Here is a 14,339-nt window from a genome sequence, read left to right as displayed (position 1 = left end):
TGAGAGCGAACTTATGAAAGCGGTAGTGCTTACCTCAGGTGGATTGGATTCTGCGACTGTGCTGGCGATGGCCCATGCGGCCGAGCGCCAGTGTTATGCCTTAAGTTTTGACTATGGTCAGCGCCATCGGGCTGAGTTGGGTGCAGCCGCACGAGTGGCAGCGAGTTTTGAGGGCACTGTTCATAAAACGGTGAGCCTTGATTTGCGGGGCATTGGTGGCTCTGCTCTGACAGACGATGCTATTGATGTGCCTGTTGAGCCCACCGAAGGAATACCCGTTACCTATGTTCCAGCACGTAATACAGTTTTTCTATCTATTGCTCTAGGCTGGGCTGAGGTCATTGGTGCATCGGAAATTTATATCGGGGTTAATGCGGTTGATTACTCCGGGTATCCCGATTGCCGGCCTGAATTTATTGAGGCTTTTGGCGCCTTGACGGCGGTTGCTACCAAGGCTGGAGTTGAGGGAGACCCCATTAAGATTTGCACGCCCATTATTGATATGACCAAAGCTGAGATCATTACTCGCGGTGTTGAATTGGGCGTTGACTATGCACAGACCGTGTCCTGCTACCAGGCTAGTGATGCGGGCATCGCTTGCGGCCGCTGTGACAGCTGTAGGCTGCGAGCACAGGGGTTTATCGAAGCGGGGGTGGCTGACCCCACTCGCTATGTGTGAAGCCAATATAGAGCTTTTTGCGCGGGCCCTCTGACACCCAAGACTGGGTTTTTGGGTCTATCACGAGCTAGCTCAGCTTTCGAAAGGCTCAAAAAGAAAACGGTCATCAGCGAAACTCTTGAATTCCAGCGCGTAATTGTTGGGATCTCTGAAAAATAATGTTTTCTGTTCGCCAGCGGTATTTTGAAAGCGCATGCTGGGTTCTAAGATCCAATTGACCTTGCCATCAAGGCGCGCTGCGAGGGTGTCGAAGTCTGGAGGCGTCAGGACAATCCCAAAATGTGGCACGGGAATGGCGTGCTGATCTACTGGATTATGCATTTCTTGTAGAGTTTCCCCGCCACAATCATGAAAAACCAATTGGTGACCGTACAAGTTGAGATCGATCCAACACTCGCTGGTCCGTCCTAGGCTGCAGCCTAGAATGTCGCAGTAGAAGGTTTGAGTTTTTGCTAAATCTTGACAGGGGAGGGCGAGATGAAAGGGTCTTATTGGTTGGATCGTCATAGTTAGCTTGCACTTTTTTTGAGAATCCGTACGATACCCCCCTCGCAGTGATAGCGCATTCTTTTCGGGTCGTTAGCTCAGTCGGTAGAGCAGTTGGCTTTTAACCAATTGGTCGCTGGTTCGAACCCAGCACGACCCACCATTTTTTCTCCAAATCTCAAGCGGTTAGCTACAAGACAGCTAGCCAGTTTGGGTCGCGGAACCCTCTCTCAAATTGCCAATAGCGCTGAGCGCAGCATTCCCAATGCCCCTTTGAATGGCTTAAATCGTCGAGTTGTTCTGTTTGCGGGCGGGAAAAAATGGTCGCGGACGCGATTTATGGCGCCGTTGAGGGCGATTATAGTTGGCCAATATAGGCGGCGACCTGTTTCATTGAGCTTGTCAGGTCGGGTACAACTTGATCAATAGTTTTCCAATCATCAGCTTTTGCCGCGGCTTCAATTTGTCGACACTGATCGCCTAACTCCTCAGCACCCACACTGAATGCCGCTGACTTAAGTTTATGGCTTGCCTGCTGCACCAACTCCGCTGATCGTGCGATATAGCCGGCACTGATTTCTTCGATAATCACCCAAGATGGATCTAGAAAGTCCTGCAATATTTCAGTGCACGTTTCTTCGTCGTCACCGAACATTTCCATCAGCACCAGTGGGTTAACAGCCGGGTTGGCCGTCATAGGCGCAGAATTAACACGAGTGGGCTCGTCACTAGGGACTGCGGATTGGGCATCTTCGGTTATTGCCATGCCCCCATCGCCCATCCACAGCTCCAGTTTGGACAGCAGCACCGCCATTTCGACGGGCTTGGTCATGAAGTCGTCCATGCCCCTTTCGATACAGCGTTCAGCTTCTCCATGAAGGGCATTCGCAGTGATAGCAATGATCGGTAGGTGACTGGATGTTTTGCTCTCGTGATCGCGAATTGCGGCAGTCAACTCAAAGCCATCCCAGCGTGGCATGTGGCAATCAGTCAGTAGCAGGGCGTAGGGTTTTTCGCGCCACAGATCAAAGGCGGCTTTACCATCGTCCGCAATCTCACACGCATAACCAAGGCGATTTAACTGCCGTCGAATCACATTTTGATTGGTGGGATTGTCTTCAGCAAGAAGGATAAGTTTGCCTTGTGCAAGTGCCTCTTCTGGCGAGGGGGCAATTTTAGTGGGTAGCTCAATATCTGAGGGCTTGGACTCGACTTCTGCTGTGGCTCTACCCATGACAGACGCAAGAGTGCGGAAGAAGTTCTCCTGTCGCAAAGGGTTTATGTCTAAAGTGGTAGCCACCTGACCCGGCTCTAAAACGGCTTCGGGCTGTCGGGGATCTGCACCGATGAGCAATTTAGGCAGTGCTGAGAGCTGCGACGGCACTGCGGAAGTCAGTCTGGCAACAGAGTCGGTATGATTCGACGGACTTGGGATGAGCAAGATGTCTACGGGGTGTCCTGATGACTCCGCTTCAATGCAGTATTGCAGTGCTTCCGATGTTGTACTGGCTGTGCCAGGTATTGCGGCGACTGCGCTGAGGTAATCGGTACAGGTTGCTCGATAATTATCGCTGCTGCTCAAGACAAGCACCCGCAGCCCCTCAAGGTGGTGTCGGGAGTGCGGCTGCATATTTTCACTAATCACACTGAATGGAATTTCACTGTAAAAGGTAGAGCCCTCTCCGGGGCGACTTTTCACTCCTATGGTGCCGCCCATCATCTCTGTGAGTCGTTTGGAAATGGCTAGCCCAAGGCCGGTACCCCCATACTTCCGGGTTGTCGATGAATCAGCCTGACTGAAGTCTTGAAACAGTTTCTTTTGTGCCTCTGCTGATATGCCAATACCTTGATCAACAACGCTAAGGCGTAATGTTGTTTTGTTTTCATGAGTTGAATTAATGCGCTCTGCTTTTACCAGTACCTCGCCGCCATCAGAAAATTTAATGGCGTTGCTGGCCAGGTTTATCAATATCTGACCAGTGCGGACAGGGTCCAGCATGAGCTGTTCAGGGGTGCCTGCCGCAGCATGGACGATAATCTGTACATCTTTTTTGAGGGCACTGGGGGCTAGTGTTTGGGCTGTGCTCTCAAGGAACGTGACCAATGTTGTTTCGACTTCTTCTATCTCAAGTTTACCAGCCTCGAACTTAGAGAAATCGAGAATATCATTGATGATGGTGAGCAAAGATTGGCCCGAGTCAGAGATTGTTTGGAGCATTTCGTGCTGTTCTGAGTCAAGTTTGGTTAGGCTGAGAAGCTCAATCATCCCGACAACCCCATTCATCGGGGTTCTGATTTCGTGGCTCATATTGGCGAGAAACTCGCTCTTCGCCTGAGCGGCGACCTCTGCCTCATCTTTGGCTTCTTGCAACTCAGCCATGAGTTCTTCTTCACTTAGCTGATTGATAATAGCCTGCTGGGTGCTGACCAACTCGTCGGTGATTTTCGGGCTGGCACTGGGGAGAAATTTCAAAGCGTAAACGCTAGAGCCAGCATCGTTATCTGAGACATATTTAATGGTGTCAAAAATTAAGGCATAACGCTCTGTCGCGAGCTCCGACGCTGCACCCTTAAAAGTCAGTGCAAAGCCCAACTTTCCGTCGATTTCATCAACTGCGGTGGCAATTGACAGTCGTTTGTTCTCGCAAAGAAGTTGCCGACATACTTCAGACGAAGCGGTTGCGAGTCGTGTGGCTTGAATGGCACTAAAGCCGAATTCGACGGCTAGCATTCGAATTTTGTTTCGGCCCTGTAACACGCCGTCGTCGTTACGTATCGAAATATTGCCCAGCTCAATCATGCCGCTTCCTTGCACTACCTGATCTTTGTTTTGTGTGCGTCATTAACCTCGCGCCGCCTGCTATTGAGCTTGCACTATTCGGATGGCAAGCGCCGTGGCATCGTCATTGTTTTTGTTGAATCTATCGACAATGGTCGTTGCAATAGTTTGGGCATTGTCCCAAGGCAGGTCGGGGTAGTCGTAGAGATCAAAAGTTGATGAGATACCGTCGCTGTGCAGGACGAGCACATCACCTGCAGTTAAGTCGCTAACCTGATGCTTAGGCGTCCTGATGTTATAACCTAGGACACCGGGAGTTAGCACACAGCGTTTTGTTTGCGAGCCAAACACCCGCATCTCAATATTTCCCACACCAACGTAGCTCGCCGTTGCTGTTGCAAGATCAATCCTGCCAAATATAGCCACCCCTCCTCGACTCCCTTTTAGATGGGCATGAAGAGCTTGCATAAGTTCTGTTAATTCAAGGTGCGAGTGACTGTTTAAAAAATCGCACATGATATTGGCGATTTCATGTGCATCTCGACCGTGGCCGGCTCCATCAACGATGCCAAAAAAAACGGACCCGTCGTGTTGGCGGAAGAAGGCCTGATCGCCATTAACAGACTCAAGGGGCTTTTCAGCGACAGCATATTCAATGTTTATTTTGGGTGTTATCGCCACTTGGTCACCACAATCTGAGTGCCCTGACCCAAGACGCTATCGATATGAAACTCATCCATCAGCCTTTTGGTGCCAGGTAGCCCCACGCCCATCGTACCTCCGGTACTGAATTTGTCCGCCATGGCGTTGGGAAGGTCTTCGATGCCTGGACCGGTGTCTTTGGCTACGACTTTTAAACCCACGCTGGCCCCTTTTTCTACTGTCTGAAAAGTCAGGTGTCCAAAATCGGCGTACTTCACAATATTTTGTGCCAGTTCGCTGACTGCGGTTGCAATCGTGTACTGATCAGCAACAGAGAAGCCAAGGCCTCTGGCAAAGTTCCTAGCGTCTAACGCGGCGTACGCCACATCAGCTGTCTCCTCAATTTGTAGTTTTACTGAATTTTGAGCCATTAAATTATAAGTTCCATGCTTCCTTGAGACGGCGTAAAAGACATTGTTTAAGCGTCGGCAAATGAACCTTTCGGACGGTCCATCGGTTGATCTGCTTCTGTAACCGAGGCTTCAGGCTCGTCGGCGACTTCAGATGGAGTTCGAGCGCCCCGAGTGAGTCTAGTCAAGGCGTCTTCAAGGTGCATTGCGGTCTCTATTTCGTCGCAGTCCAGCTGTAAGTCAATGATCGATGCGACCGCCCCAGGGTTGAGTCCTGTTAGTACTGAGGGAACCCCCATAACTTTGATCATTCGGGTCGTATCAATGAACGCATGCCATAACACACTGTCAATGATCTGTACCCCTGCTAGGTCGATCACTACGCCGACTAGGGGGCGCGTGTGAACTCGATCAAGAATTTGCTGTTGGATGCTCTTGGCAGCGGCTTGAGACAGTTCCTCCTGAATTGGAACGACCAGGCACCGCTGAGTTTCGTGCATGGTAATTCGGTGCAACTGGGATGGTAGGGTCATACAAAAACCTAGTTTTGGAGGCCTAATTAGTCGGCGTTAATCGTTTGAAGCTTCATGCCTAAATTGGCCAAAGAGAAACTCACGCCGTCTTTTAATGTGGCCTGTGTCTGAATGTCGCCCAGATCAATGCCCAAATTGACCAATGCCTGTGAGATTTCGGGGGAGATGCCAGTAACGATTGAGGTGCAACCCATTAATCGAGTGGCTTTGGTTATTTGAATCAAGTGATTGGCGACAGCACTGTCTACAGCGGGCACGCCCTGTATGTCCAAAATCAGCAGCTTGGCTTGATAATCGAGGATTTTTTGCAAGGCGGTTTCCATGATTAATTGCACGCGCTTGGAGTCGACGAGGCCTACAACAGGTAGCAATAGTATGTTGTCCCAAAGCTGCATCACCGGCGTCGACATTTCCATTATCAACGCCTGCTGCTTTTCTCTCTCGGCTTCCATACGTCTCTGCTTAGAAATATCGTCGGCGATTTTGAGAACTTTTATGGGCTCGCCTTTGAGATTTAAGATTGGATTGTAGGTGGCGCGAATATGAAGCTGGCGGCCATTTTTACCCAGGCGGCTAAACTCCCCTCGATGGTAGTTCCCGGAGCGTAGGGTCTCCCAAAATTTGGCGTAATCGTTGCTTGCGACATAAGCATCGTCGCAGAACATACTGTGATGCTGGCCTTTTACCTCGTCGAGTGAGTAGCCTAGCGTGTTAAGGAACGTCTCATTCGCGGTTAGGATTGTGCCATCCATAGCAAACTCAATGGTGCCTTGAGATAAATCAATGGCGGTGACTTTGCCTTGGGCCTCAGCGTTTGCTTGTTTCAGCTCAGTGACATCGGATGCAATTTTGATGACTTTGTAGGGCTGCCCATCTTCATTAAGAATTGGGTTATATGAGGCTCGAATGTAAACAGCCTCTCCATTTTTTGCGAACCTTATATATTCACCGACGTCGAATTCACCCCGGTTCATTTTCTCCCAAAATTCTTTGTACTCTTGTGATTTTATATAGCTCTTAGAGCAAAATATTTGGTGGTGCTTGCCCTCTAGCTCCGCTAAGGAATACTCCATGAGATCGAGAAATTTTTGGTTTGCTGTAATAATCGTGCCGTCCATATTGAACTCAATGACGCCCTGAGACAGTTGGATGGCGTTAACTAAGGCTTCGTTGTGATCGAGGTCTGCGTTGCTGCTCATAGCGGAATTCCTTGGTCTTAATGATCGTTTTATTGGTGGAGATTTTTAGGTGCTTTTTGGTTAGAGCACCAAAACTTGATTTTTGACTTGGCTTTTTTGAGGTGAGTTGCCGCTCCGGTCAATGAGGCCCTGTCCAATCCTCTAAAAAGGCCATGAGATCTGCGTTGTTCATCGGTTTGGCGCAATAAAACCCTTGGACTGTGTCCACACCTAAAGATTCTAAAAGATCCCAGTCTTCTCTGTTTTCTGCACCTTCGGCGACAATGTCCATTTTCAGACTCTTCGCTAGAGTCACACTAGACTCCAATATCGCTCTGGCCCCCGCGTTTTTCGCGGCACCAAAAACGAAAGCGCGATCGACCTTCAGCTCGCTAAATGGAATACGTTTTAGCTGTTCCATAGAGGCGTTACCTGTTCCAAAGTCATCAATGGATAACGCAAATCTTTTCATTCGCAGGCGCATAAGTGTTTCTAATATACCTAGGGCATTGTCCATGACCTGAGTTTCGGTGACTTCCAACACAACGTTAGATAAATCCATGCCTTCGTTCTGGGCGGTTTCAATTAGAAAGTCCGTGAAACCGGGGGCCGTAAAAGAGTTGACCGATATATTGACCGATATTTTCATGGCAATGCCCTGCGCTAACCAATCGCCTGCCTGATGCATGGCTTTTTCATAAATGGCGCAAGTGAGCTGATCAATGTGTCCACTATCTTCCGCAAGGGGAATAAATGCCCCTGGCCCCAGCAAGCCTCTCTCGGGATGCATCCATCTTGCCAAGGTTTCAACCCCGGTCACTGTACCTGTGGTGATGTCGACTTTAGGTTGGTAAACCAGATGCAACTGCTCGGTATTCATTCCATCGAGCAGCTCGGCCTCAGAAATGCTGTCCTGATGCCAGCTATTTGTAGCTGCTGCGGTCGTGGGTTGGAATGTATCGAGAAGATTACTGAGCGCGTCGGGCTTCAGGGGTTTTGGAATAACACCCAGTATGTGGAGGTTGTGGGCGGCGGCCAAATCCCTTGCGGTTTCGAGCATTCGTTCGTCTTCGCCGCTGAGAAGAATCATACCCGCTCTAACGTTCTTTTCGGCAGCGTGCCGCATGAATGCAATGCCGTCCATCTCCGGCATATTAAGATCACAGACAATGATGTCAAAAGGCGTATCTGCTTTGTCTATCTCAGCGAGCGCGACGACCCCATTATTTGCCGTAACGACGTTGTCGTAGCCGAGTTTTGATAAAATTCTGACTGTGAGTTTAAGTACGAAGGCTTCATCGTCAACCACCAGTACTTTGAATGAGGAAGTGTCCATTTCCCGAGTCGTCCTGTTTCAAGCTGTTTGGCGCAGCAAACTCGCGGCGCCCCAAAGCCTTGTTATTAGGTATGGGCATTCCGTGACCTAGGTCACAGTATATGCCTTGGATTTGGCGTTTAGCTATAGGTCAGATGCAAAAAATTTTTAACCAAAACGGAACAAACTTAGGACAGGTCCTTGTGCTGTATGGAGGTCGAAATTTTTGGGCGTCGGCATTAATTTATCGGCGCCAGACTTATAAAATATGGGAAAAACCGCCGCTGCTAATCTTTGGGTTGTAGCTGTTGCGCAGAGACTGACAGGACCTTTAAACAGTCAATAGCCTCAAATCTACGCTCGTAAGGTACAAAGATGTGATCGTGCAATGCAGCAGCCACAACATTTGCGCACATATTAATGTCGGTTAGGGCTTGAGCGACCGCCGCTGTAAGGCCCACTGCCTCAAGGTCTGAACAAACCTGCAGAGTAATTTTTGCGAACGTTGGTTGACTCATGGGCAGGGAGTTGGTGCCTGCTGGTGCACGTCGAATCAACGTGCTGCCCTCAGATTCCTGAATGAGCGCAAATAACGTGGCGATGTTCAAATTCGACGGAGCGCCTTCAGCGATGTGGTCAAAAACCCAGGGGTCTGGGCACAGCACAGGGTCGAGGTTAGCAAGTAAGTATGAGCAGGTTTGCTGGCTGGACATGGTAATGACTCTCCTAGGTGACGGGGGTAAGGTGCTCGTTAGATTGGGCGTGCCAGTCATAGAAAACCCCCCAAGGCTGCGGTAGCCTGTAATTGGATTCTATACGGCTACAGGGCATAGGAGATCCTGCGGTGGATTCTTCATACAAACCACAAGTAAATGTCACAAAATATTAATGTGGCAACCCGCTCTAAAAGTTTGTGTCTACCTTAGCTAATGAGAGGACCTGTGGGGTCTGTTGATGGTGTAAGCAGTTTTGCTGCGGGAGTGTCGGAGAAGAATGAAACCAGTGTTCGAGATTTTGCAAGCCAAGCCCGAAGATGTTGCCATTATCATGCGCTTTATTCGCGAGTTGGCCGAGTACGAGCATGCCATTGATTTGGTACAAGCTACTGAAGACGATTTAGCAAAGGCGCTTTTTGGTGATACGCCTAAAGTTTGGTCGGCTATCTGCCGAAGCGAGGGTGTGGCCATAGGCTTCGTACTCTACTTTTTTAATTTTTCTACCTGGACCGGACGTCACGGACTATTTCTCGAGGACCTTTACGTTTCACCTCAGCATCGCGGCTCTGGGGCGGGGAAGGCGCTGCTTAGACACCTTGCACAAGTTGCTGTAGGTCATGACTGTGCCAGATTCGAGTGGAATGTCTTGGATTGGAATAAGCCGGCTATCGAATTTTATGAGTCTCTAGGTGCGCTGCCACAGTCTGAGTGGGTGGGCTATCGGCTGACGGGTGCTGCGTTGGCGGAGCTGGCCGAATCGAAGTGAGGGTATTGAACTGCACCGTCGTGGGTCAATTTACGCCTGCCTTCGCATTTACAGACTCCAGTGGTGTGTTTGGAAATGTATAGTGTGGCCGCCGCGGCAATCTATCGATTTATCGTAGGGGCGTTACTGGCGTTATTAATAGTCGGTTGTGCTTCGGCTCCTTTATTACCCGATAAAACTCAAAGCTACTTTTATGACTTAGAGCCCCCGGCATCACCTTTGGTAAGGCTGGCGCAATCTCAGGCGGGTTCAGGGGTGGCGTTGCTGGCTGATCCAGAAGAGGCCTTGCAGGTGCGACTCGGCTTGGCAGAGCTCGCTCAGGCCACTCTCGATTTACAATACTATCTTTGGCAAGGCGACGATAGCGGTCTGAGTTTAAGTCATGAAGTTTTGGCTGCAGCTGATCGCGGAGTGCGCGTGCGTATTTTGCTCGATGATATTTATCACTCAGGCAGGGACTCAGCTTATCAAACGCTGAATTCACACCCCAATGTGCAGGTTCGTTTGTTCAATCCTATGGGCAATCGGGGGGCTGCCAAAATGCCCAACTACGCTTTTAACAAATCGACTTTCAACTACCGTATGCACAATAAAATCTTTCTTGTCGATGGTGTGGCGGCAGTGCTGGGAGGGCGCAACATTGGCGATGAGTATTTTGGTCGCAACAGCAGCTTTAATTTTCAGGATATCGATGCGCTGACAATGGGGTCAGTGGTCGCGAACGTCGGGGAGGCTTTTGATCTTTTTTGGAATTCAGAGTTTGCAGTTCCCGTGGAGGCTTTGAGTCAACAGAGTTTGCAAGCAATCGATGCGGCACAGCGAAACCGGTTGTCGGCAGCTAGGCAGCGCGTACGCTCTGGTGATAAGGAGCACGGTGCTGTTGTCTCTGATCCGGCTTGGTTAGAGAGGCTTGCGAAGGGTCTACTGTGGACAAATGCGCGGATCCTAGTTGATCGTCCTGACCGCGGTGGAGAGTACCCCGACTCGGCTTTCACTGCGTTTACGGAGGACCCTGAATTAACGCCGTTGAGCGCGGTTCAGATTCAAACTGCCTATCTGATTCCCAACGGCCCTATGTTAGGGAATCTCACGGCCCTCAGCGAAAATGGGGTTGATGTTCGCATACTGACAAACTCAGCTGCATCGACAAATCATGGGGCTGTTCATGCTTACTACGCGAAGTATCGAAAGCAGCTGCTGTCAGCAAATATTGAGCTGTATGAAGTGCAGGGCACAGGTGCTCTTGCGGCCTACCTCGATCGGGTGGGTGAGGATGCCCACGCCGGTTTGCACACCAAGGCCATGGTCGTGGATGGTCGCCTCAGCGTTATTGGTTCTTACAATATGGATCCACGCTCGAGGGTGTGGAATTCAGAGATTGCTTTAGTCGTAGACGACGCCAATTTTGCCGCAGAGGTGTTGCAGGAAATGGAGCGGGATTTTGCCCCAGAGGCAGCGTGGCGATTGTCTCTTGACGAGAATGAATCGTTGGTTTGGACCGGAGAGCTCGAGGGCGCTGAAACACAGCTTCATCATGACCCCGGTAGCACTTGGTGGGACCGACTTATTTGGAGCCTATTTAGGATCTTGCCTCTGGAAAATGAGCTATAAATCCGGAAATTGCTCGGTGCATCGCCAAATGGTTACGATACGCACCGGCTGAGCGCTGCCTGCGGGGTTGCTTTCCGCCCACATTAACCTTGAAACTTTACAATTTGAGTGTGCAGTGACATGTATCAAAAACTTCCGGTCTACAGTCTAATGAGCCATCGCTGGCTATTATTTCTTTTTTGTTTTTGTTTTGGCTTTGCCGGATTTACCGTTGCTGATGATGATCTTGATGAGGTAGGAAGCGGTCGCCTAGCATTTGCACAGCTGGGACAAGAGCTGCCTGATGCTAATAGCTACCGGACAGCATCGGGTGCGCCGGGCCATGCTTACTGGCAGCAGCGGGCAGACTATGACATCACCGCAGTGCTCGATGCACCGACGCGGAAAATAGCGGCGACGGCGGTGATTGGCTACACCAACAATAGCCCCGATACCTTGACGTACCTCTGGTTACAATTGGATCAAAACCGATTCCGTAGCGACTCTCTTGATCAGCGGTCACGAGCAGTTTCAGAGGATCGGGTGAGTTATGGAACGCTACGCGAGCAGCAGTCCTATGCTGACAATCAGTACGGCTATGAGGGGTTGTTTTTTCGCAACAGCAAAGGTGACCCCATGCAGGCAGCTATCGTCGGCACCATGGCGCGTCTCGATCTGAGTAATCCGCTGCTTCCGGGTGAGCGGGTCGAGTTTACTGTGGAATGGCGATTCAATATTCTCGAGGAGGTTGCCGTTGGCAGCAGAGGCGGCTTCGAGTATTTTGAAAAGACCGACACCCAACTCTTCTTTTTGGCGCAGTGGTTTCCCCGCCTGGCGGCTTATACCGATTATGCTGGCTGGCAAAATAAGGCCTTTTTAGGGCGGGGGGAATTTACCCTAGAGTTTGGTAACTACCAAGTAGCCCTTACGGTTCCTGACAATCACATTGTCTCTGCAACCGGTGTCCTTGCTAATCCTGACCTTGTGCTGTCGCCAGAACAACGCAATAGGTTGGCGGCTGTAGATAATAAAAAGCCACGATTCATTGTGACGCCAGAGGAGGCCTTGGCGAATGAGCAGACGCAGCCGTCGGGGGAGAAAACCTGGATCTTCAAGGCCGAAAACGTTCGAGATTTTGCCTGGTCGAGTTCGGCTAAATTTGTCTGGGACGCTATGCTCCATGAGCAACCCGGGGCGCAATATGACTCGGTATTGGCCATGTCTTTTTACCCGAACGAAGCCGAGCCGGTGTGGTCACAGTATTCCACCCAAGCTGTTGTTCATACGCTCGATGTCTACAGTCGCTTCTCTTTTGACTACCCTTATCCAACCGCCCAGTCTGTAAATACTTGGGAAAGTGGCGGGATGGAATATCCCATGATTACTTTCAACGGCTATCGGCCCGACCCGCCCCGAGCAAAACCTGAAAAACCCGAGTCAGCTGAGACCCGTGCCAACGAGGCACGCGCGTATTCGCGCCGTATTAAATACGGACTCATTGGTGTAATCATTCACGAAATTGGGCACATCTACTTTCCCATGATCGTGAACTCTGATGAGCGCCAGTGGACCTGGATGGATGAGGGTTTAAACACATTTTTAGAATATATGGCTGAGCTTGAGTGGGAGGAAGACTACCCAGCTTTCAGAGATGACACTAACATCTTGGATTACATACCGGGTTATATGACCTCAAAAAACCAAGTGCCTGTCATGACCCAATCAGATTCCATTTTGCAGTTTGGTCCTAATGCTTATGTGAAGCCGGCAGCGGCGCTTACAGTGTTACGAGAAACGGTAATGGGGCGTGAGCTTTTTGATTTTGCCTTTCGGGAGTACTCGCAGCGCTGGAAATTTAAGCGCCCAACCCCCGCAGATTTTTTTCGGACCATGGAAGATGCCTCTGGCGTTGACCTTGACTGGTTCTGGCGAGCTTGGTTTTACGGGACCGAGCACGTCGACGTTGCGCTCAATGAGATTCGCGTTTATCGACTGAAATCTGGCGATCCCGATATTGATGCGCCACTTGATCGCATCGAGGCCGCCAAGGATAACCCTGAACCCATGACGGTACTGCGTAACCGCGATGAGGGGCGGGTGCCTCGTGAAAGTCGTTACCAGGACCTAGAAGATCTTTACAGCGATAATGATCGATTTACCGTGACCAACAAAGATCGTAACGAGGCGCAAAAAGCCTATAAAAAACTTGAAACTTGGGAGCAAGCGGCACTCGCGAGAGCCCTCGAAGAGGACCCCATGTTTTACTTCTTGGATTTTGAGAATGTTGGTGGGGTGCCGTCGCCGATACCTCTTGAGATCTATTACGAGGACGGCTCAAGCCGCAGCTTAATGATTCCTGCGGAAATTTGGCGTAGAAATGCAAATGCCGTGACCCACCGATTGATCGAGGCAAAGCCCATCGCCTACGTACAAATTGATGGAAAGCATCAAACTGCAGACACGGATTACGCCAACAACCGTTTCCCACCGGAGATCCGAGCATCGCGATTGAAGACCTACAAGCGCGATAGAAAGACCCGAAATCTCATGGCGGACCTTTTGGTAGAACTCAAGAAAAAGTCGGGCGAGGTCGCTGAGCAGGGCGAAAATGTTGAGCTTGAGGCGGTTCAGGATTGAAGCTTTTGACTCCAGACGCCTTTAACGCTGGTGAGGCCCATGGAAGCACTTCTCCACGGCGGAATCCCCTAAGGTCGCGGTTGTGGCCTGCTTACCCTGCGTTCCACCGAGTGGGCTGGGCTGTGGCTGTTTTGATGTTGCTCAGTGTTCAGGTATCGGAGGCTCACCGCGACCACGGCGTTTGGACCGAGCTGGTCTGGTCAGAGGATCGCTTTGAGATTACTCATCATATGCACCTGCAGGATGCTCAACGGGTTTTGGAGAGGCTGGGTGTCGACGTCCGTCTTGATAGTCCCGAGGGGTTGGCTCAACTTGCACTGTATGTTGAGGACCGTTTTTCGCTATCTGAACGGGGTGAAAGCGCGCATCTTGAGTTGATTGGCGCCGAGACTGAGGGTGACTTTCTGTATGTCTTTCAGGAGTGGCATGCTTCAGAGGGGGCCGAGATCCCTCAAATTGACAGCACCTTGCTCAAAGAGATACATCCCGACGCCGTCACATGGATTCGTATAGAGGCACCAGAGCTCAACCAAACTTGGTCAGTGGACGGCCATAACTCGAGCAACAGCTCGTAAGCTCCTCAATACCGGCTTACCACATTACCCTGG

13 protein-coding genes and 1 tRNA gene are annotated in these 14,339 nt (G+C 50.4%); 6 read left to right on the top strand and 8 right to left on the bottom strand.

Annotated elements, in window-relative coordinates; all coding sequences use genetic code 11:
* Positions 1-13 precede the first annotated feature (13 nt).
* The gene (gene queC / locus ACMAY6_RS13110; protein WP_435212497.1) at positions 14-679 is read left to right on the top strand and encodes a 7-cyano-7-deazaguanine synthase QueC; all 666 of its coding nucleotides are present in this window, start codon (positions 14-16) and stop codon (positions 677-679) included.
* Between the two features lie 72 nt (positions 680-751).
* On the opposite strand, the gene ACMAY6_RS13105 is transcribed toward queC, so the two are convergent.
* Positions 752-1,186 carry a VOC family protein gene (locus ACMAY6_RS13105; RefSeq protein WP_435212496.1) on the bottom strand — a complete coding sequence of 145 codons (435 nt, stop codon included), beginning with the start codon at positions 1,184-1,186 and terminating at the stop codon, positions 752-754.
* A 66-nt stretch (positions 1,187-1,252) separates the two neighbouring features.
* Here ACMAY6_RS13105 and ACMAY6_RS13100 point away from each other — a divergent pair.
* Positions 1,253-1,328, top strand: a tRNA-Lys gene (locus ACMAY6_RS13100).
* Between the two features lie 195 nt (positions 1,329-1,523).
* Here ACMAY6_RS13100 and ACMAY6_RS13095 read toward each other — a convergent pair.
* From ACMAY6_RS13095 to ACMAY6_RS13065, 7 genes are all read right to left on the bottom strand, one after another.
* Positions 1,524-3,965, bottom strand: a complete 2,442-nt coding sequence (locus tag ACMAY6_RS13095) for an ATP-binding protein (protein WP_435212495.1) — start codon at positions 3,963-3,965, stop codon at positions 1,524-1,526.
* A gap of 60 nt (positions 3,966-4,025) precedes the next feature.
* Positions 4,026-4,625, bottom strand: a complete 600-nt coding sequence (locus tag ACMAY6_RS13090) for a SpoIIE family protein phosphatase (RefSeq protein ID WP_435212493.1) — start codon at positions 4,623-4,625, stop codon at positions 4,026-4,028.
* A complete protein-coding gene (locus ACMAY6_RS13085) occupies positions 4,616-5,017 on the bottom strand; it encodes an anti-sigma regulatory factor (protein WP_435212491.1) in 402 nt (133 codons plus the stop codon). Before ACMAY6_RS13085 ends, ACMAY6_RS13090 begins: the two co-directional genes overlap by 10 nt.
* A 47-nt stretch (positions 5,018-5,064) precedes the next feature.
* Positions 5,065-5,529 (bottom strand): STAS domain-containing protein, encoded by a 465-nt coding sequence (locus ACMAY6_RS13080; protein WP_435212489.1) that lies wholly within the window; start codon positions 5,527-5,529, stop codon positions 5,065-5,067.
* A 26-nt stretch (positions 5,530-5,555) separates the two neighbouring features.
* Positions 5,556-6,728, bottom strand: coding sequence for a PAS domain S-box protein (locus ACMAY6_RS13075; protein WP_435212487.1), 1,173 nt, complete (start codon positions 6,726-6,728; stop codon positions 5,556-5,558).
* A gap of 118 nt (positions 6,729-6,846) precedes the next feature.
* On the bottom strand, positions 6,847-8,043 hold the full coding sequence (locus ACMAY6_RS13070) for an EAL domain-containing response regulator (RefSeq protein WP_435212486.1): 1,197 nt from the start codon (positions 8,041-8,043) through the stop codon (positions 6,847-6,849).
* Between the two features lie 266 nt (positions 8,044-8,309).
* Positions 8,310-8,735, bottom strand: a complete 426-nt coding sequence (locus tag ACMAY6_RS13065) for a hypothetical protein (protein WP_435212484.1) — start codon at positions 8,733-8,735, stop codon at positions 8,310-8,312.
* A 280-nt stretch (positions 8,736-9,015) separates the two neighbouring features.
* Between ACMAY6_RS13065 and ACMAY6_RS13060 the strand changes: the two genes are divergently transcribed.
* The 4 genes from ACMAY6_RS13060 to ACMAY6_RS13045 all read left to right on the top strand — a co-directional run bounded on the left by ACMAY6_RS13060 (position 9,016) and on the right by ACMAY6_RS13045 (position 14,306).
* Complete coding sequence (locus ACMAY6_RS13060) at positions 9,016-9,504, top strand: GNAT family N-acetyltransferase (RefSeq protein ID WP_435212482.1); 489 nt, start codon at positions 9,016-9,018, stop codon at positions 9,502-9,504.
* A gap of 75 nt (positions 9,505-9,579) precedes the next feature.
* Entirely contained in the window at positions 9,580-11,115 is a 1,536-nt protein-coding gene (locus ACMAY6_RS13055) for a phospholipase D family protein (RefSeq protein WP_435212480.1), read from the top strand.
* Positions 11,116-11,235: 120 nt separating this feature from the next.
* Entirely contained in the window at positions 11,236-13,731 is a 2,496-nt protein-coding gene (locus ACMAY6_RS13050) for a M1 family metallopeptidase (RefSeq protein ID WP_435212478.1), read from the top strand.
* Entirely contained in the window at positions 13,728-14,306 is a 579-nt protein-coding gene (locus tag ACMAY6_RS13045; RefSeq protein ID WP_435212476.1) for a DUF6702 family protein, read from the top strand. The genes ACMAY6_RS13050 and ACMAY6_RS13045 overlap by 4 nt, the downstream gene beginning before the upstream one ends.
* Positions 14,307-14,339 lie beyond the last annotated feature (33 nt).

It is taken from the genome of Luminiphilus sp. nBUS_16, from assembly GCF_051201645.1.
Taxonomy (GTDB): domain Bacteria; phylum Pseudomonadota; class Gammaproteobacteria; order Pseudomonadales; family Halieaceae; genus Luminiphilus.
This window is presented reverse-complemented; position numbering and strand designations above follow the sequence as displayed.